This window comes from Methylocella sp. (assembly GCA_037200525.1).
Taxonomy (GTDB): Bacteria; Pseudomonadota; Alphaproteobacteria; order Rhizobiales; family Beijerinckiaceae; genus Methylocapsa.
Map to the genome: position 1 here is coordinate 761,405 of JBBCGG010000001.1, position 18,988 is coordinate 780,392.

Genomic DNA, 18,988 nt, shown 5'->3' on the forward strand with positions numbered 1-18,988 from the left:
AAATCAATTAACGGAACCGGTTTCCTAAGCGAAGGCGCCAATGATTAAAGCTGTGCTCGCATTCGGACTGACCCATCGCGCCATCGTCGTAATTGGCGCGGTGGTGTTCATGGCCGCCGGATTATTCGCGTTTTCCAGGCTTAACATTGAGGCTTATCCCAATCCTGCGCCAGTGATTCTGGAAATCACCGCCCAGGCCCCCGGCCTGTCCGCAGAAGAAATGGAGAAATATTACACGATTCCAATGGAGGTCGGTCTCTACCCGACCCCTGGCGTCGACACCATAAGGTCGACTTCATTCTACGGTCTGTCGTTCATTCGCGTGACCTTCAAATATGGCACGGACTTTTATTTTGCCTATACGCAGGCGGCGCTAAGCCTTCAGCAGAACGTCAATCTTCCGGGAAACCAGGTCGCTCAAATCCAGCAGTCGAGCCTCGTCGGCGAGATCTATCGCTATCAAGTCGTCGGTCCCCCCCATTTCGGCTTGACTAACCTTCGCACGATCCAGGATTGGGTCGTCACGCGCCGCCTGCTGACCATCCCCGGCGTCGTTCAAATCAACAGCTGGGGAGGCACGACCAAGCAGTTCAACGTCGACGCCGATCTTCAAAAGCTTGAGGGCTTCAATGTAACTGTGCCCCAGCTCATTACCGCTATCGGCAACGCCAATATCAACGTGGGCGGCCGCGAAATCTCGATCGGGCAGCAGTCCGTGAACATTCGCGGCATCGGCTTGATCGATGACGGCGGCGGCGACGACGTCACCAAAGGTTACAAGTTTGACGACATCGAGAATATCGTCCTGACGCAATCCAACGGCGTTCCTGTTCAGATCAAGGATGTCGCGACCGTCTCGATTGGAAATGTTCCGAGGTTGGGCATCGCCGGTCGCGATCATGAAGATGACGTTACCGCAGCCATCGTGGTCATGGGCCGGACGCAGCACACTAATACTATTCTTCCCCGCGTCCAGGCCGAAGTCGAGAAGATCAACTCCGACGGCACACTGCCTCCGGGGGTCAAGATCGCCCCCTACTACGACCGCAGTTCTCTCGTGGGGGTCACTACCCATACGGTTCTGCACAATCTCGTATTCGGTTGCCTCCTCGTCTTCTTCATCCAGTGGATCTTCCTTGGCGATTTGCGCAGCGCCATCATCGTCAGCATCAATATTCCATTCGCGCTTTTTTTCGCCATCATACTTCTGGTGCTGCAAGGCGAGGACGCAAATCTCTTGTCGCTGGGGGCGGTCGACTTCGGCATCATCGTGGACTCAGCGGTGATCTTGGTCGAAAACATATTTCGAAATTTCCAGGCGAGAAGACCAGAACGGCAGATGCTTTTGCAGCATTTGACCGAAGGATACTGGGGGGCGAACCCGACAAGTTCGCTGGGTTCGCAGGGAAGCAGCCTCAGATGGAGCACGCGGCTGCGCTTGGTCTTCATCAGCGCGCTGCAGGTCGATCAGGCGGTGTTTTTTACCGCTGCGATCACTATCACGGCGTTCGTTCCCCTGTTTACGATGCAGGGCGTCGAGGGTCAGATATTCGGCCCGATGGCAAAAACGTATGGCTATGCGCTTGCGGGCGCGTTGATCGCGACGTTTACCGTCACGCCAGTCTTCGCCTCCCTGGTGCTGCCCGCCCGCATCGAAGAGACCGAGACGATCATCGTTCGGGGGCTGCGCTCCATCTACACCCCCGTCCTGAAATGGGGCCTCTCGCGTCTGCCGATCATCATCGGTCTGGGTTTGCTGTTTCTCCTCGCCAGCGGGTTCGCGGCGAGCAAACTCGGCAGCGAGTTCCTGCCTGCGCTTGAGGAAGGAAACTATTGGATCCGCGCCTCCATGCCGTCGACGATGTCCCTCAATTCGGGCACCGAGGCGACTTCGAAAATGCGTGAAATCCTGCTGCGGCATCCGGAAATCATCACGGTGGTCTCCCAACACGGCCGTCCGGACAACGGCAGCGACGCCTCCGCCTTTTCCAATGTCGAGTTGTTTGCGCCGCTAAAGCCGCTCGACGAGTGGCCGGCCGGTTTGACCAAAGACCAACTTACCGAGCAGCTTCAGCAGGAGTTTGCCGAAGAACTGCCGGGAATTGGCTTCAACTTCTCGCAATACATACAGGACAACGTCGAAGAGGCGCTTTCCGGCGTCAAAGGGGCGAACTCGGTCAAGGTGATCGGGCCGAATCTCAACACCCTTGAGACCTTGGCTGCGCAGGTCTCGGAACAAATGGTCAATGTTCACGGGGTCGAGGATCTCGGGACCTTCCATGTCATCGGCCAGCCAAACTTGAACATCAAGATCGATCGGGCCAAGGCGGCGCGATATGGTCTCAACACAGGGGACGTGAACTCGGTTATCCAGACCGCGATGAGCGGAAGCACCGCCACCACGGTTCTTGAAGGCGACCGCCAGTTCGGAGTCTCCGTTCGCCTGGATCCAAAATTCCGCGAGAGCATCGATGAAATCGGCAAAATCAAAGTGGCTTATTCGACGGGCAACGGAGCCAACGCCTATATCCCGCTGAGCCAACTCGCCACCATCACCCTCGATACCGGCGCCGCATACATCTATCGCGAGCGCAGCGATCGTTACATACCGATCAAGTTCAGCGTGCGCGGCCGCGATCTCGGAAGCACTGTCGCCGAAGCGCAGGCCTTGGTCGCTAAAAACGTGAAGCTGCCGGCCGGGTACCGGATCATGTGGTCCGGGGAATTTGAGGACCTTGAGAACGCCAAGGCTCGGCTCACGGTGATCGTGCCGATCACTTTCCTGCTCATCCTTGTGCTTCTCTACACGTTGTTCAACTCCCTGCGCGACAGCCTGTTGTCGATGGCCGGCATACCGTTCGCCGTGGCCGGCGGCATTTTCGCGCTGTATTTTTCCGGCCAGCCCTTCAGCGTCTCCGCCGCTATCGGGTTCATTTCGCTGTTTGGCGTAGCGGTCATGGACGGCATCTTGAACATTACCTACTACCGCGAATTGAGGATTCGCGGCATGTCCATCGCCGAAGCCGTCTTCCGCGGATCGGAGCAGCGGATGCGGCCGATGTTGATGACGGCGCTTTCCGCCGGCGTCGGCTTGTTCCCTGCGGCCATCTCGCATGGCATTGGCAGTCAGGTGCAGCGACCGCTCGCCACGGTCGTTGTGGGCGGCATGACTATAGGGCCCGTCATGCTGCTGATCGTCGCGCCCGCGCTTCGCATGCTGTTCCTCAGGGGCGATGACAAAAAGCGCGGAGGCGACGGACGAACCAGAAACGGACGACAAAAGGGCGGGGCGCCGCAGCCCGGGGGGCGCGCGGAAGCGGAAAATCCGCATGAGGCAGGAGCGCTTGGAAACATCGCTCCGGAGCCCGGAGAGTGATGATGTTCTTTAGAGGGACCCTATTGCAATCAAACCGCAGAAGCGGCGCGGCGGCTTTTGCCGGAATGACGGCGGGCATGGCGTGCACCCTGTTGGCCGCTTGCGGGCCTGATTTTCAAAAGCCCGCGGCCCCGGACGTGACGCGATTCACGCCGGAGCCTTTGGCGCATGACCTGGCCGGGTCCGGGAAGGCTGGCGGCCCGCAACATTTCGTCGAAGGCCTCGATATTCCCGGCCAATGGTGGGAGACGTTTCATTCGCGCGCGCTGAATGACCTGATTGAAGATTCGCTGAAGCATAATGCGGATTTGCAGGCGGCGCAGGCGGCCTTGCGCGTGGCCCATGAGACGGCGGAAGCCCAGAAAGGCGCTTTCTATCCACAGGTCAGCGGCAACTATAATGGCTTCCGCCAGAAGGTCGCCGGCGAGGTTTCGCCGCCGGGCGTAACGCCGTCCGACTTCTTCAGCCTGCATACGTTCGAGGTCGATGTATCCTACGCGCCAGACGTGTTCGGCTTGGTCCAAAAGCAGGTGGAATCGGCCGAAGCGCAAAGCGACGCGCAACGGTTTCAACTTGAAGCGACTTATCTGACCCTCACGTCCAATGTGGTTTTGGCGGCTATCCAGGAAGCCTCGCTGCGCTCGCAGATCGCCTCGACGGAAAAGATCATCGCCATCGAGAGCGACCTTTTGAAGCTGCTCCAGACTCAGAAGGGCTTGGGTCAGGTCGCCACTGCGGATGTGCTGGTGCAGGAGGCGGCCCTCGCGCAATCGCAGCAGACGCTTCCGCCGCTGCAAAAGCAGCTTGCTCAGCAGCGCGATCTTCTGACGGCGTTGGCGGGACGCTTTCCGAGCGATGAAGTCGCTGAAAAGTTTACGCTCGACTCCTTGCGGCTTCCGCGCGACCTGCCGGTCAGCTTGCCGTCGAAGACGGTGGAGCATCGCCCCGACGTGCAGGCCGCCGAGGCCAATATGCACTCGGCGAGCGCCGCCATTGGCGTTGCTATCGCCAATCGATTGCCAGTGATCAATTTGACCGCGAATGGAGGAACAAGCGCGTCCGCCTTCTCGCAGATTTTCCAGCCCCCGACTTACGCCTGGACCGTCGCCGGGAGCGTGTCAGAAACCATTTTCGACGGATTCTCCCTGTATCATAAGCAGAGAGCCGCCGAAGCCGCCTATGAGCAGGCCGACGCGCAATATCGAAGCACTGTCATCACCGCATTCCAGAACGTCGCCGATACTCTCCGCGCGCTCCAGGCCGACGCGCGCGGACTCCAGGCGGCGGTGAAAGCTGAGGACGCAGCGCTCAAAAGCCTGGATATCGTGCGAAAACAGGCGCAGCTCGGGCAAGTCAACAGCCTCGCCATTCTCAACGCGCAGCAAACCTACCTGCAATCGCTTCTCACCCGCGCGCAGGCGCAGGCCAATCGCTACTCAGACACAGCCGCTCTGTTCCAGGCGTTGGGAGGCGGCTGGTGGAATCGAACCGACGTGATCGCCTCCACCGCACCATGCAGATCTCCGCTATTCACTTTACCGACGGATCCCTGCTTCTGAAACTCTGATCCGGTCCTTACGCCGCTCCCGGCGCAATTGCCCGGGATCTTGCAGCAAGCTCGACAAGCGTCGCTCGGAAAGCCTCTGGGGTAAGAACCCGTTGCGGGAAGACAATGCGAGCCGTCTCATCGGCGCGGATGAGGTCGAGGCCATCGGGATCGATCCCCGATGCGATCCATTCATCGCCAGACCCGGCCTTGTTGCGTTTGTCCGCAAGTGCGACGGCATAAAGAGCGAGCGCATCTCGATGTTCTGCGTTCATGTGCGACAGCGCCCGCGTTTCAGCCGCGACAAGCGCATCCGCGCCCTCCAAAGAGGTGCCGATCGCTGCGACGGAAAAATTCCCGGTGCGGCCAAATCCGCCGTTGAGATGTGCGTGTTGAATCGCGATGCGCCAAAAAGAAAAATCAGCGAAATCGGCGTAAAGCGAAGATTTTGGATGCCGCGCCAGAAACCGTGCTTTGAGCGCGGCGCGATAGGCCGGATCGTCGGCGCGCTCCGCGGTTCCCGCGATCGTCAGGCGTGGATGCGAAAGCGGGTCTCCTTCGCCGCTTTGTGTGAGCAGGAGAGAAGCGCGCGGATCGCGCTCGAGCTGGCGAGTATGCGCCGCGAGGCGAGACATCAATAGAATTGGACTGCCATCCGGCATGGTCGCGACATTGACGAGGCTGGCGAAAGGGGCGCCATCTTGCGTCAGGGTCGCCAACGCGCCGGCGCGCACGCCGCGCAAAAGAAGCTTGGCCTCCGCCAAAGCGTCATAAGGCTCCGCCGCCGAGGCCGGCGGGCGCGATGAATCGCCGGATTGAGATTCGGGCATGAACTTTGAGCTTTTCTGGCCAACCGCGAGGACTCCAGCCATACAGCCAATAAGAGCCTCAACCAAGTCTCGTTCAAAGCTACAGCGATCTCAATGGGCGCAGCGACGACGACAGGCGGCTGAAAGCTTCATGATGAAGCCGCAAAAAACAAAATGCCTATCACATCGAATATAGAGCGCTTAGAAGCTATGCAGACGCACAAGCGCGCCCGCATAGCTCAATACAGCGCAAGCAGAGAAAATCCTACATTGGCGATTCAATGCCAAAGAAAGTATATAAGGATAATCACCGGAATCGGCACGCCAACAAGCCAAAGCAGAATACCGCGTCCCATTGCTTTTCTCCTGAACGATTGCAAATCATGCGTCGTGAACGTATCGATATCATCGAAGTTCCGAGGGCATTGTCAGGAAAGCAATGCAGGCAGCGACCGACATTTTAACGCCGCGGCGTTTTTCTTAAGATCAGGCATTTATGGAAGAGAAGCAAAGAGCGCGATCAAACGAACGCGCTCTCATTTGCGAGCGCATTAATGCACGCTCACCATTTCGAGTTCTTGTTGCATAGCGTTGGCGACCGCCGCATCGCGCGAGTCGGTTACGGCGATTGGCGAGCCGTCGGCCCCGAGCAGGGCGAACAGTTGCAAGCCCGGCTGTATGGCGGGAGCCGCCGGAAACAATCTGTTGACCTCTTCCGATCGCATGGCTTTCAAATAAGCAACGCGGCCGCCGCCCAAACTGGCGAGTTGCTGGTTGCTCAAGCGCACCGATCCGCCATTGTCTGATTCATCTAACATGCCATTATCCTCGTTGTTGTTGATTTTAGGTTTGCTCAGGTTCCGGGGGCATCAGCTCCACGGAAAGAAGACCATGATGAACGGTGGCTCGAGCGACTTGCATCGTCTCCGCGAAAAAGAAAACGCGCTGAAACTGCCTCGTCGCAATGCCTCGGTGGAGATGAAAGCGCTCCCTATCGTCTTTCTGGCGTCCCCGGATCAGAAGCTGCTCCCGTTCAACGATGATCTCGATTTGATTGGCGGCGAATCCAGCGACAGCCAGCGTAATGCGCAGGCGCGGCCCCTCTGAACCATTCTTCGCAATTCGCTCAATATTATAGGGCGGATAGCCGTCCGAACCGCCTCTAGCGGGCCTCGCTATGGCTCGCTCGATCTCAGCGAACCCGAGCAGGAAAGGGGGATCCGAATTCGATGCGCGCGACATTTGCGAAGCTTTCAAAAGCCTTCGTCAGGAGGGACCCTCAAAGGCGTCCCGCGGCGTTCGCCGTCTCTTCGATATGGCGACAGTCGAAGCTGATTCAAGAGCGCAAGAAAAGCGATGACTTTCGCGCGGCGAACTGCGACGCCCAGAGACTCAAAAAGCCCGGCGAAAGGCCGGGCTTTTTGATGAGACGAATCTCAGGCGAACGAAAGGACTATGCCGCTTCTTCGATTTCCGCGTCGTCGGCGTCGGCCTCGACCTCTTCGGCCTTGACGCCGCGACGGGGACCTTTTTGGAGTTGCGCTTCGATCGTCTTCAGCGACTCCGTCTCCGTCAGCTTTTGCACCACGACAACCTCGCGCGCCATGCGGTCGAGCGCGGCCTCATAGAGCTGCCGTTCGGAATAGGATTGCTCCGGTTGCGCATCCGACCGATAGAGATCGCGCACTACCTCCGCTATCGAGATCAAATCGCCTGAATTGATCTTGGCCTCATATTCCTGCGCCCTGCGCGACCACATTGTCCGCTTCACGCGCGCCCGGCCAGCCAAGGTATCGAGCGCCTTTTTCACCACATCGGCATCGGCGAGCTTACGCATTCCAACGCTGATGACTTTCGGCGTCGGCACTTTCAGAATCATCTTATCTTTGACGAAGCTGATGACGAACAGCTCGAGCTTGAAGCCCGCGACTTCCTGCTCCTCGATCGCGACGATCTGGCCAACGCCATGTGCGGGATAAACGATATATTCATTGGGCTTGAAACTGGGCTTCGCGCCGCTCGGAGCTTTGACCGGTTTGTTAACGAGAGGGCTGCTGTACTTGTCGGCAGGCTTCGGCTCGACTGGGGTTGCAACGGTTGCAACGACCGCTTCGGCAACCGGCGCCGCCACGGGGGCCGTCACAAGCGACGCCGGCGGCGGCGGAATCGTTGCAGCGGCGGCCAATTTGGCCGCCCGGCTGGCGACCGCGGTTTTGAACGCAGATTCCGACCGTGCGGCGGATGCGGGCGGTTTCACCGCTTTCACCGGTGAAGCTTTAACCGTTGAGTCGGTTGTGGCGGATTCCATGGATGTTTTTTTCTCGATTTTCTTTGTCACTATTTTTTGCTCACCTGCCCCTGGAGTGGAGTTCGAGGATATCTTGGCCAGCCCCGGGGTGGTTGCTGGGTCCGCGGATCGATGTTTCGCTCCGCGACCAAGAGTCGCTGCCTTGGCGGCAGGAGCCTTAGTCGCTTTGGCGACGGATTGATTTGCCGACTTGCGCTTCGCGGCAGTGCGGGCGGTCTCAACATTGCGCTGCGCCGCCGCAGGTTTGACGGGCCGCGCGGTCGCCTCGACCTTGAGCGAGCGCCGCTTGCTCGCCGCTACAGCTTGACGCGAGGGCAAGGCTTTTGCGGCTTGGCCTTTGGCTCCCTTAACCGCGCTCGAAGATGTCTTCGCCGTGGAAGTCCGGGCGGACATTTTTACAGCAGGAGCCAGGACGCTCGATTTCGATTTCGCCTTGCTCGGCTCCGCACTTTTCGATGCCCTTGAAGCAGTTGCAGCGCTGACGGTCTTTGATGTTTTCGCGCGCGGCGAACTCACATTGCTTGCGCTGCTCGCACCAGTTCGCTTCCGTGCGGAATCGGCGATGGTTTTTTTTGATTTAGCGCTAACGCTATCCTTGGACGGATTCGCTTTACGCACTCGTGTCTCAGCTCGCTCCACCGGATGCAGGGCGGCCTTTGTCTTCGATGACTTTACGGTCTTCTTGACGGACCTCATAAGCGCTCCTTTTTGTTCCGCTTTGGAGACGGAACAGATCATCAACGGCGGATTGTAAAATCCACCGGTCAGAGACTCCGCAATTGAGCCATGGACAGGCGCAAGCGAGCCGCTCCTAATCGATGATCATCCAATTATGACGCATTTGCCCGAATGGGCCGAGGATTTGACCAGCGCAACGCACCACAAATGTACGCCTTGGCGCTTTGTAAGCCGACCCACGACGCGGATGATAGATAACAGTCGCAAGCTTCTGTTTTTTGAAACTGTTATAAAGAACATAGCACGAAAAACGGTGAAAATCAAAAGATTTGCGCTGCGGGCGGGCTGCACTCCGCAAAGAATTGCAAATCGCCGCAAAGGCCGTCGAGTCACTGCATTGGTCTGAACTTTATGTCAGTCGCCCTTCCCAGGATTGGCCGAAAAGGATTGTTCGAATTTACCCGGCTTACCGTTAAATTCCTCGGCATCAGCCGGCGGATCGCGCTTAATTGTCACATTTGGCCAAACCTGAGACATCTCATTGTTCAGCTGCAGCCATTTTTCAAGTCCGCGCTCAGTATCCGGCTTGATCGCCTCGGCCGGGCATTCAGGCTCGCAGACGCCGCAATCGATGCATTCATCCGGATTGATGACGAGCATATTCTCGCCTTCATAGAAGCAATCCACCGGGCAAACTTCAACGCAATCCATATACTTGCATCTTATGCAATTTTCCAGGACCACATAGGTCATCATCATGCTCCTTTGCACGCACGGCCTGCGAAACCTTTGGCGATGCAACACGATGCTAGCGAGTTGCAACGCCTAGTCGGGTTCAGGGCAAAAGCATCACCCTCCGGTCGGCCGCGACCGCAACTCTTTGATCGATAAGTTGATTTCCCCGAGCTTATAAACGGGCTCGATCCACTAGCGCCTTTGTCACGTCTTAGCAAGGGATTCACAGCGGCGGCGCCGCGGTCCGCCGCGACAAATTGCGTCAGCGCGTCCCTGAAGCCAGCGCTTTGCATCGCAATCATTTCTGCGCTGCAGCGCCTGAACTCAGATCCTCGAACAGAAGCCTGGCTTCTGGAAATGAGCCGCGCCGCGTCCCTGGATCCAGAATTTTCAAGACGCGAACCTGTTGCTCGAGCGCGATCGTTAGAACATCCCCAGGTCCGACAGCTTTGGCGGGGGCGTCGATTCGTCGCGCATTGATCCGCACATGGCCAGAGGCGACGAGGCGGGTCGCCAAGCTCCGAGATTTCACAACCCGGGCGAACCATAACCATTTGTCAAGCCGCTGTCTTTCGGCCATGCCTTTCCTTCATAGTCGCGCTAATCCGCACGACTTATTCACTCCCTGCTGCATTTTCAAGCAAGCAGTCCGCCTTTTGAAAACGCCAACGGATTGGCTTTGCGCGCGGGGCCATCCGCGCTGTCAAGGGTGGGGACGCCGGCAAAGGCCCTCCACAGGCCTTCGACAAAGGCCGGCTCCATATCGCGCAAAATGAATACGATGCGAGTTCCGTGGTCATCATCCGGCCAGGCCGGAAGGCGCGTCGGTGGATGGAAAACATGCTGCACGCCATGGATGACGACAGGCCGCAGAGGGTCATCCGATAGAGCGACAATTCCTTTTACGCGCAAAAGGCTGGGTCCGTGCGCGTTGCGCAAGAGGTCAAGAAAAAGATCGAAAGCGGCGGGCGAAATCGGCGACTCGTGGCGCATACAGAAGGCGCGAATGCGGGCGTCGTGCCGATTGACGTCCTGGCGGCGATGGTCGTGGCTATGATGATGATCGTGCTTGTGATCATGATCCCCATGCGTCGATCCATCGGCGTCCGCATCAGGCGCGAAAGCTTCCGCATTCAGCCAACGGCGAACATCGAGCGTTTTGCGGTCAGGATCGTAGAGCCCCGCGTCGAGGAGGGCGGTCGCAGTCGCCTCGCCTTTCGCGGCGTCGAGAAGACGGGCCCCCGGATTGAGGCCGGCGAGACGCGCGCGCAGATCGCTCAAAGTCTCGGCGTCCGGGTCGCCGATAAGATCGGTCTTCGTCAGGACGATCCGGTCGGCGACTGCCGCCTGTTTCACCGCTTCCTCATGCGCATCGAGCGTCGCCGCGCCGTTCACGGCGTCAACCAGAGTGACGACGCCATCGAGACGAAACCGCAGCATCAGATAGGGATGATACATGATGGTGTGAAGCACCGGGGCCGGATCGGCGAGACCCGTTGTCTCGATCACCACGCGCCGGAATGGCGTAATGCGTCCGTTGTCGCGCCGGCGCAGAATATCTTCGAGCGTGGCGATGAGATCGCCGCGGATTGTGCAACATAAACAGCCTGACGTCATGACCAGCATGTCGTCGCCGGACTGCTCGACCAGAAGATGATCCAGGCCGATTTCGCCGAATTCGTTGATGATGACGAGAGTGTCGGCCAGCGCCGGATCGCGCAGCAGGCGGTTCAACAGGGTGGTTTTGCCGGCGCCGAGAAACCCGGTGATGATGGTTAACGGAAAGGGCGGCGGCGGTCGCCTTCCCTGGCTGGTCGCCGGCTGCTCCGCAACGTCCGGCTCCATTTCCTGCTGCATCATGTCTTGCTCCATCGCGCCTTGGACCATGACAGATGGATCATTGGACGGCATTTGTCTCTGCTTTTTTGGCGCCGGCTTTTTGCGCGACCTTGGCGGCTGCCCCATGCGACTTTCCAGCCTTGGCTATCGCCTGCTGGCGCGTTTCCGCTTTGGCTTTGGAGGCTTCAGTCTTTGCCGTTTTGGTCTTTGCCGCGATGTCCTTCACATGCTGGGGCTTGCCCTTCGCAGCATGGGCCGATTTGGGCGAGGCTTTGACGTCCTTGCCGTCCGATTCCTCGCTGGCCGTTTGCGTCGCTGCCGGCCGGCGCCCATGCGAGGCTTTGGCTGCGGAGCGAAGCGCGTGTTTTGATCTCCCTTTCATGGGAAGCGCGCCGACATCTTGAGCCAGCGGCGCGCTATCGGCGAGGGTTGGCTGTTTGGCTGGAGCGTAGGCGCTCACGGCCTCGGGCGGGGCATCGGTTCCGACGGGCGTGTGTCCTGCGCGGGCCTGCGCGATGGGTCCGACATAGCCGGCGGGGGCGCCGATCGAGATGGGCACGGGGTCGAAATCGGGCGCAGGCACCAATGTGATGCGCGTCGCCATCGGCGATATTCGCGATAGCGCGCTGCTGTCATAGGCGGCGCTTTCCGGAGCGGCGAAGGCGCGGGCGTTGGCGGCTTCCAGCGGGGCCATCAGCCGCTCTATATCGGCGTTGGCCTGGGCGATCGCCGAGCCGCGGTTGCGGCAAATGGCATTTCCCATGTCGGGCGCGGCGGCGCCTTGCGCCTGAAGATCAACCACCGAACCGGAAGGCTGATCGACGCCGGCGAAGCCGCGGTCAAACAGAGTGGCGGCCCTGATCGTACGCAACGCGACATTTGGCGATCCGAGCACCACGGCAATCAATCTCTTGCCGCCTTGGCTGGCGCTCAAGACGATATTGAATCCGGCGGCGCAGGTGAATCCGGTCTTCATTCCATCGACGCCGGGATAGCGGCCAAGCATATTATTGTGATTTGTGATGACCCTTCCGTCGAGCTCCAAAGCGCCGATGTTGAACAGGTCGGCGCGCTCGGGAAAGGTCAGATACAAGGCGCGTCCCAGAATAGCCAGATCGCGCGCCGAAGAAACATGCCGCGGGTCGGGCAGGCCATTTGGATTGACGAAATGCGATTGCTGCATTCCGAGCGATGCGGCCGACTCATTCATATCGTCGGCGAAGGCTTCGACCGAGCCCGAAACGCCCTCGGCGACCGTAACGGCGATGTCGTTGGCCGACTTCACCATCAGCATTTTCAGCGCGGTGTTGAGCGTCACCAGGGTACCGGGCCGGAACCCCATTTTGGATGGCGGCATTGATGTGGCGCGGGCGGAGACGACCAGCGGCGTGTCGAGAGAGATGCTGTGGTCGCGCACGGCTTTCAGCGCGACATAGACCGTCATCAATTTCGTCAACGAAGCCGGATACCAAGGCTGCGCGGCCTGATCCTGATAGAGGACAGCGCCGGAATTGAGTTCAATCACCAGCGCCGGAGCCGCCGATGCGGCGCTGACCACAGCAAGGCAAAAGGCGAACGTCGCGACCGCCAAACCAGCGAGCCAATGTTTTGGCTTGCGGTTGCCGCCGCAGATCGTTTCATCAGCCGCAGAACAGGCCGGCCGCCGGCTTGAAGTGTCCATATATGTTGACGCTTGCTTGCTTGAACTCAGGCGAATCAGGATGCCCATCCGAGGCGCTCCGATCCTCTGTCCTACCCCCTGTAGGCTTGCTCGGATAGAGCTATGGTGGAACGATGGCTTTAAAGCGACCATGCATGAAGATTATGGCGCTAAGCTGGCGGTTTACGCGCCGCCTCAAATCATCGTGATCCGGCCGCCATCGGACGCTCGCCCGCGTTCGGCGATGCGACCCGCTCCGGTCTTATGCCCATGCCCACCACGCGCGCCGGCAAACGCCGCAGGATTGGAAAGCTCTTGAAAAGGCGCAGGAACCACGGCGGCTCAACCGGCCCAATGCCTTTCAGAATGCGGGAAATCAACTTGTTTTGAATGAAGACCTGTATCGCTTGCGTGACTTTAGTGGGGAATTCCCGCCGGGCTTGTACCCGAGCCAGGCATTCATCCGGCGGTCGCGGCTGGCTGAGCAAGGGTTGAGACAAGAGATTGGCGGTGGCGATGGCGTCCTGAATGGCCAGATTAATGCCGACCCCGCCGACCGGCGACATCGCGTGCGCGGCGTCTCCTATGCATAGAAGGCCGGGCTTGTGCCAGAGGGGTAGACGATCGACCGCAACGCTGAGCAGCCGGACATCGTCAAAGCTCGCGAGTTCGGCGGTCCGGTCCGCAAGAAACGGGGCCAGTTCCGCAATCCGCGCGCGCAACGCCGCGATTCCGGCGGCTTTGATCTCGTCGGCGGCGTCTTTGGGGATCACATAGCCGCATTGCCAATGTTCGCCGCGATTGATCGTCACCAGCATCTGCCCGGCGTCGAGCCGGCCGAAAACCTCGATTGGATCGTCGCGGCGGCGCGAAAGCTTGAACCAGAGCACATCCATCGGCGCGCCTATGTTCAGCGGCGCAAAACCGGCCTCCGCGCGGACCTGCGAATGGCGGCCATCGGCGCCGATGGTGAGATCCGCGCGAATCGTTAAGGCCCCATCCTTGGTTTCGGCCTGGACGCCGGCGACTCGGCTTCCTTCTCGCAGAAGTCCCGTGACCTCCGTCGACATCATCAAACGGAACTGCGGGTAGCGCGCGGCCTTTTGCGCCAAAAAATCGAGGAAATCCCACTGCGGCATGAAGGCGATGAATTTCGCATGGGTCGGCAGGTGCGAAAAATCGGCAAGGGGAATAGTGACGGCCCCGATTTGCGCTGAGAGTTGGCGCGCCTCCTGGTGCGGCAACTTCAAAAATTCCTCAAGCAGTCCGAGATCGCTTAAGGCTTCGAGCGTTGAGGGGTGGATCGTGTCGCCGCGGAAATCCCGCAGGAAATCAGCGTGTTTCTCGACGACGATCGTATCGATTCCGGCGCGGGCGAACAGCAGGCCGAGCATCATCCCAGCCGGTCCGCCGCCAACGATGCAGCAGCGGCACGAGAGACCTTCCGATGGAGAATTTTCTGCGCCGCGATCGGCCACCATCAAATTCCAGCGGCGCTGGCGATTGAATCCGTCTCTAGATCGCGCGCGTCAGGCATCGTCTCCATGGGCGGCCTCGTTGATTGTAATGGTCTTCATCTTCGAAAAATCGATGGCGACCGGCATTTTTTCTTTCACGATCATCAATTGATAGGTTTTGATGACGTGTTCGAGCCGCCGATAAGCTTCCTTATATTCATCTGATGTCTTGGATATGGAAAGAGGCTTCAGGCAGAATTCAATGATTTCGCGCGGGCGGTCGAATTTATCCATCTGTGTCGCTCCTTTGGATCGATCTAAATATTACATGAAGGGCCGTTTCGGTGAATGCAATGTGAATGCCGCGCGACAGAAAAGCTTTCATACCGACACAGAAGGTTCGCGCAGCCGCAGCGCCGCCGTGACCATAACCGCCACGAGAATATTTGCGGCGAGCGCCAGCAGCCCGGAGTAGACGGTGACGCTAGAGCCGTTGATCACCAGAGCGTGCAAGGGCTTGAATCCGTTCAACCAGGCAAGCCGGGTGCCCCCCAAAAAGCCGGTCGCCCAGCCGGCGAGAATGCCGGGCGCGCGGAACCAGCTTGTGAAAAGCCCGAAAATCAAAGCCGGGAACGTCTGCAAGATCCACAAACTGCCGAGCAATTGCAGATCAAGCGCAAATTGGATCGGCAGGAACAAGATCACCAGAAGCGCGCCGACTTTGACGGCCATCGAGGTTATTTTGGCGACCTTCGCCTCTCCTTGGGGAGTGATGTCAGGCTCGACATAGGCTTTCCAGAAATTGCGGGTGAAGAGATTGGCGGCGCCGATGCTCATGACGGCGGCCGGAACGAGCGCGCCAATCGCGATGGCGGCGAAGGCGAAACCGGCGAACCAGCCCGGAAACAAAGCCTTGAACAGCATCGGGACGACGTCATTATTGTTGGTGAGCTTCAGCCCGGCGGCATGGCCCATGTAGCCCAAGAGCGCGAGCAGGCCGAGCAGCAGGGTATAGGCCGGCAGCAACATGGCGTTCTTGCGGATCGTATGGGCGCCTGAACTCGCAAAAATCGCCGTTATCGTATGCGGATACATGAAGGCGGCCATGGCCGAGCCGAAAGCCAAGGTCGCATAGGCGACATATTGGCTTGGCGCCAGCAGTATTCCGCCAGTCCCTTTGGCCTTGAAAGCCGCATCGGCGGCGGCGAATACTGCGTGATAACCGCCGAGCTTAAGCGGAATCAACGCGATTGCGACAATAACGACAATATAGATCATCGCATCCTTGACGAAGGCGATGAGCGCAGGCGCGCGGAGGCCCGACGAATAAGTGTAGATCGCCAGAACGAGAAAGGCGGCGATGAGCGGCAGCTCCCCGGCAAGGCCAAGAGCCTTGATCGCCGCCGACATGCCGATCAGCTGCAGCGCGATATAGGGCATCGTCGCGATGACCCCTGTTATCGCGACTGCGAGTTCGAGCGATCGCGATCCATAACGGCCGTGAACGACGTCGGCGGCGGTCACGTAATTATTGGCTTTGGCGACTTTCCAGAGCAGCGGCATGACCGCAAACACGAAGGGAAAAACAATGATCGTGTAGGGCAGGGCAAAGAAGCCATAAGCGCCGATGGCGTAGACCGGGGCCGGCGCGGCGATGATCGTATAGGCCGTGTAAAAGTCGCCGCCGACAAGAAACCAGGTGATCCATGTGCCGAATTGGCGACCGCCAAGGCCCCATTCGTCAAGATGCGCAAGGGTTTTTGGCCGCCGCCAGCGCGCCGCTACAAAACCCATGCCCGTGACGAGCGCGAAGAAGAAGAGAAAGACGGCCAGAGCCGGATAGTCGATCTCACCGCCCATCGCCGAGCCGCCCATAGACAATATAGATAAGCAGCGAGGTGATTGGCACAAAAAGCAATTGGTACCAATAGAACAATGGGAAGTCCAAGAGTTCCGGTTCCAAATGATTGTAGAAAGGGACGTAGAGCAGTCCAATATAGGGAATGAGAAGAAGAAACCAGATCGGACGCAAAGGGAAATTCTCCTCCCAAACAGATTTGAGCGGATGCTATCTGGTTGGCTTTAAAAATCAATCGGGAGCGGACATTCCGGCGACCGAAGGCGAGCCGCTAACCGGCGTCTGGCCGCCGGCTCAAATTCGCATCAGCCCGGTTTTGAATTGCCTAATCCTGTTCGGCGACAATCTTGTAGCGCTCGCCGGGAGTGAGCGTCGCATTGGGTTCAAGACCGTTGATCAGCAGAAAAGAATCGAGCTGCTGGTCGGGAACGGCCATTTTGGCCGCCATCGTCGATGGATCATCGCCGGCGGCGGCCGTGACGATGCCGATGCGCTGCGGATGCACCGCGCGAATCTCTTCGGGCGAGGCGTGATGAAATGATTGGAGCGCTGCGCGAAAACGCTTTTCGCTCTCGTCGGTTAGCGCGCGCGTGGCGAAGATCAGCCGATAAATCTCGGAGGGCTCGAACCGGATCACGGCGAGGCGGAAGTTCCATTCCCCAGCCCGCGCGCTGGCGATCACCGCCGGCGAATTGTTAACTTCGATCGCTTCAATCGAACTTTGCATCAAGCCATCGATCCAGCCAGACGCCATATACGTTTCGAGCGACATCCCAGGCGGCGCCTTGACGCTGTCGAGCCGTAGCGCTTCGTCGCCGTTCGCGGAGACCCCGAGCAGAGCTTTGGAGGCATTTTCCAGAGTAAATCCCTCCGGCGCTAGGAATGCGAACCCCAATCGGCCGTGGAGAAACCTGCGGCCGCGGACGACGCCTTCGGCCGGATTGTCGCCAAATATCATGCCATCGATCGCCGCAAGGTAAGGACCTCTATCGGTCTCGCCGATGCCCGGCGCGCCGATCTGGCGGGCGGCGGCGATAGCTTGCGTGACGCGCTCCGGAGTCGAGGGATGCGTCGCCAAAATATCCGGCTTATCCGCGCTGGCGTTCTGGCCGATCAGCGAAGTCCGCATCGACGCCGAGCGGCCAAGCGCGCTGAGGAAGCGGGACGCGCCATAGGGGTCAAAACCCGCGCGCGCGGTGACTTTGATGCCGATTGCGTCCGCCTCGAGCTCCTGCTGGCGCGAAAAGCTGGCGATGGTCCGGCGCGCTACGGCCTCGACTTCCTCGCCTTTCTGCTTGTTCTGGATCACGGTCGCAGCCTGGCTGATGACGGCGGCGCGTTTCTCCTCCTCCTCGCGGCGGACTGCATGTCTTGCGGTGAGATGGGCGATCTCATGCGCCATCACGGCGGCGACTTCGGATGCGTCATTGGCAAGAGCTAAAAGGCCGCGCGTGACATAGAGGTTGCGCGGCGGCAGCGCGAAGGCGTTGACGATGGGGGAATCGAGGATCGTCACCTTATAGGGTTCGCTTTTCCGATCGTCCGCGTTGGCGAGTTTGATCAGGATTTCGTTGAGGTAGCGTTCGGCGGCGGGATCTTTGTATTCTCCATCGAACAGCGCGATCATGCGGGCATGTTCGGCCATCGCCTTGGTTTCCACCCCAGGCGGGTGCGGCGGCAGCGGCGGCGCGTCCATCTTGAATGATTGTTCGCCTTGCGGCTCTATCGAGGCGCAAGCGCCCAAGGCGAGCGCCGCAGCCAAGGCGAAAGCCGTCACGATGCGGCGTCCCAATCCTTCGGCTGTCAGCCGCCGCGACTGTGCGATGTCCGCGGAATTGTTCATTACGTGACGAGGACCTGTTTCAGCGCTGCGGGGCCAAATTGGTTGCGGCCTCGCTTTGTCCTTGTGTGATCGCCTCAATTTCATCCGGACTCGAAATCTCGATCTGCGGTCCAAAGCGCATATCGAGAAGTCCGCGCACGCGAATTATTTGGCCGGCGAAGCTGGCTAAATTCAATCCCGCAGCATCGAATATCTTCACATTGCGTTGCAAGATTGTGACCGAAAAATCCTGGCCCCGGCGCGGCCCTAAAAAGAGAGTGACGCGAAAACCGTCTTTGCCGACGCCGGCGACGCGACCTTCGACGATGACAAAGGTTCCAGCCTTCTCAGCGAAGGACTCATGGTCGCCGGCCATTATAACCGCATAATACGGATCCGCCCAAAGTCCAAGCGCGGCCGCGCGGGCTCCGGCTTCCGCTTTGAGCAGAGCTGCGCGACAGGGCCGCGCAGCGGCGTCTGGCTCAAAACGAGCAAGGCCTGCGTCGAGAACTTGCCTGCGCCACCAAAAGGAGGGGCGAGCCTTGTTCCCCGGCGGGCGCGTAAACCTCCGCGACGAAACGCCCCCAGCGATCCGGGCGCTGTCCCTCAAAACGGTACGAAATCTCTTTTCCGTTGAGCCAGTCGGCCAGCTTTTCACTCGACTTTATATCGAGATCAGGGTCCTGCGGCGTCGGACGCGGGGGATCGATGCCAGCGATCTTGAGTTGCCTGCCATCTTCCAGCGTCAATTCCAGCCTCTCGCTTACCGAGGCGATCCGGCCGCCGGCAGCGCTGTCGGAAGCGGGCGCGGCAGAACAATCGCCGGCCGCCCGCGCCCGGAAGCGTAAGCCAAGGCAAAGCCGAAGCCGAAGCCGGCGAGACAAAGCAGCAGGCGCAGCG

Annotated in this window: 18 protein-coding genes; 3 read left to right on the top strand and 15 right to left on the bottom strand. The window is 59.3% G+C overall.

Going from position 1 to position 18,988, the window contains the following annotated elements; genetic code table 11:
- The first annotated feature begins 40 nt into the window (after nucleotides 1-40).
- Together WDN46_03550 and WDN46_03555 are read left to right on the top strand one after the other, a co-directional pair.
- Nucleotides 41-3,376: an efflux RND transporter permease subunit gene (locus WDN46_03550; GenBank protein ID MEJ0092520.1), complete on the top strand. Its 3,336-nt coding sequence runs from the start codon at nucleotides 41-43 to the stop codon at nucleotides 3,374-3,376.
- Nucleotides 3,376-4,935, top strand: coding sequence for an efflux transporter outer membrane subunit (locus WDN46_03555; protein MEJ0092521.1), 1,560 nt, complete (start codon nucleotides 3,376-3,378; stop codon nucleotides 4,933-4,935). Before WDN46_03550 ends, WDN46_03555 begins: the two co-directional genes overlap by 1 nt.
- Before the next feature lie 16 nt (nucleotides 4,936-4,951).
- Here the strand turns inward: WDN46_03555 and WDN46_03560 are convergent, their stop codons facing one another.
- The 4 genes from WDN46_03560 to WDN46_03575 form a co-directional block, all read right to left on the bottom strand.
- Complete coding sequence (locus WDN46_03560; GenBank protein ID MEJ0092522.1) at nucleotides 4,952-5,752, bottom strand: DUF2470 domain-containing protein; 801 nt, start codon at nucleotides 5,750-5,752, stop codon at nucleotides 4,952-4,954.
- Nucleotides 5,753-6,282: 530 nt separating this feature from the next.
- Nucleotides 6,283-6,549, bottom strand: coding sequence for a DUF1150 domain-containing protein (locus tag WDN46_03565; GenBank protein MEJ0092523.1), 267 nt, complete (start codon nucleotides 6,547-6,549; stop codon nucleotides 6,283-6,285).
- Between the two features lie 25 nt (nucleotides 6,550-6,574).
- Nucleotides 6,575-6,973 (bottom strand): Hsp20 family protein, encoded by a 399-nt coding sequence (locus WDN46_03570; protein MEJ0092524.1) that lies wholly within the window; start codon nucleotides 6,971-6,973, stop codon nucleotides 6,575-6,577.
- Between the two features lie 211 nt (nucleotides 6,974-7,184).
- Complete coding sequence (locus WDN46_03575) at nucleotides 7,185-8,039, bottom strand: CarD family transcriptional regulator (protein MEJ0092525.1); 855 nt, start codon at nucleotides 8,037-8,039, stop codon at nucleotides 7,185-7,187.
- Between the two features lie 337 nt (nucleotides 8,040-8,376).
- Here WDN46_03575 and WDN46_03580 point away from each other — a divergent pair, with 337 nt between their 5' ends.
- On the top strand, nucleotides 8,377-8,793 hold the full coding sequence (locus WDN46_03580; protein MEJ0092526.1) for a hypothetical protein: 417 nt from the start codon (nucleotides 8,377-8,379) through the stop codon (nucleotides 8,791-8,793).
- 338 nt (nucleotides 8,794-9,131) lie between these two features.
- On the opposite strand, the gene fdxA is transcribed toward WDN46_03580, so the two are convergent.
- The 11 genes from fdxA to WDN46_03635 all read right to left on the bottom strand — a co-directional run bounded on the left by fdxA (nucleotide 9,132) and on the right by WDN46_03635 (nucleotide 18,972).
- Nucleotides 9,132-9,470, bottom strand: coding sequence for a ferredoxin FdxA (fdxA, locus tag WDN46_03585; GenBank protein MEJ0092527.1), 339 nt, complete (start codon nucleotides 9,468-9,470; stop codon nucleotides 9,132-9,134).
- Nucleotides 9,471-9,750: 280 nt separating this feature from the next.
- A complete protein-coding gene (locus WDN46_03590) occupies nucleotides 9,751-10,032 on the bottom strand; it encodes an RNA-binding S4 domain-containing protein (GenBank protein ID MEJ0092528.1) in 282 nt (93 codons plus the stop codon).
- A gap of 56 nt (nucleotides 10,033-10,088) precedes the next feature.
- A complete protein-coding gene (locus WDN46_03595; protein ID MEJ0092529.1) occupies nucleotides 10,089-11,312 on the bottom strand; it encodes a GTP-binding protein in 1,224 nt (407 codons plus the stop codon).
- Nucleotides 11,313-11,349: 37 nt separating this feature from the next.
- Complete coding sequence (locus tag WDN46_03600) at nucleotides 11,350-12,972, bottom strand: serine hydrolase (GenBank protein MEJ0092530.1); 1,623 nt, start codon at nucleotides 12,970-12,972, stop codon at nucleotides 11,350-11,352.
- A gap of 179 nt (nucleotides 12,973-13,151) precedes the next feature.
- Entirely contained in the window at nucleotides 13,152-14,432 is a 1,281-nt protein-coding gene (locus WDN46_03605; protein ID MEJ0092531.1) for an FAD-dependent oxidoreductase, read from the bottom strand.
- A 48-nt stretch (nucleotides 14,433-14,480) separates the two neighbouring features.
- Nucleotides 14,481-14,702 (bottom strand): hypothetical protein, encoded by a 222-nt coding sequence (locus WDN46_03610; protein MEJ0092532.1) that lies wholly within the window; start codon nucleotides 14,700-14,702, stop codon nucleotides 14,481-14,483.
- A gap of 87 nt (nucleotides 14,703-14,789) precedes the next feature.
- Entirely contained in the window at nucleotides 14,790-16,268 is a 1,479-nt protein-coding gene (locus WDN46_03615; GenBank protein MEJ0092533.1) for a sodium:solute symporter, read from the bottom strand.
- Nucleotides 16,258-16,431, bottom strand: a complete 174-nt coding sequence (locus WDN46_03620) for a DUF3311 domain-containing protein (GenBank protein MEJ0092534.1) — start codon at nucleotides 16,429-16,431, stop codon at nucleotides 16,258-16,260. The genes WDN46_03615 and WDN46_03620 overlap by 11 nt, the downstream gene beginning before the upstream one ends.
- A gap of 160 nt (nucleotides 16,432-16,591) precedes the next feature.
- Nucleotides 16,592-18,109, bottom strand: coding sequence for a M48 family metalloprotease (locus WDN46_03625; GenBank protein ID MEJ0092535.1), 1,518 nt, complete (start codon nucleotides 18,107-18,109; stop codon nucleotides 16,592-16,594).
- A gap of 19 nt (nucleotides 18,110-18,128) precedes the next feature.
- Complete coding sequence (locus WDN46_03630) at nucleotides 18,129-18,464, bottom strand: hypothetical protein (protein ID MEJ0092536.1); 336 nt, start codon at nucleotides 18,462-18,464, stop codon at nucleotides 18,129-18,131.
- Between the two features lie 106 nt (nucleotides 18,465-18,570).
- Nucleotides 18,571-18,972, bottom strand: coding sequence for a hypothetical protein (locus WDN46_03635; GenBank protein ID MEJ0092537.1), 402 nt, complete (start codon nucleotides 18,970-18,972; stop codon nucleotides 18,571-18,573).
- Nucleotides 18,973-18,988 lie beyond the last annotated feature (16 nt).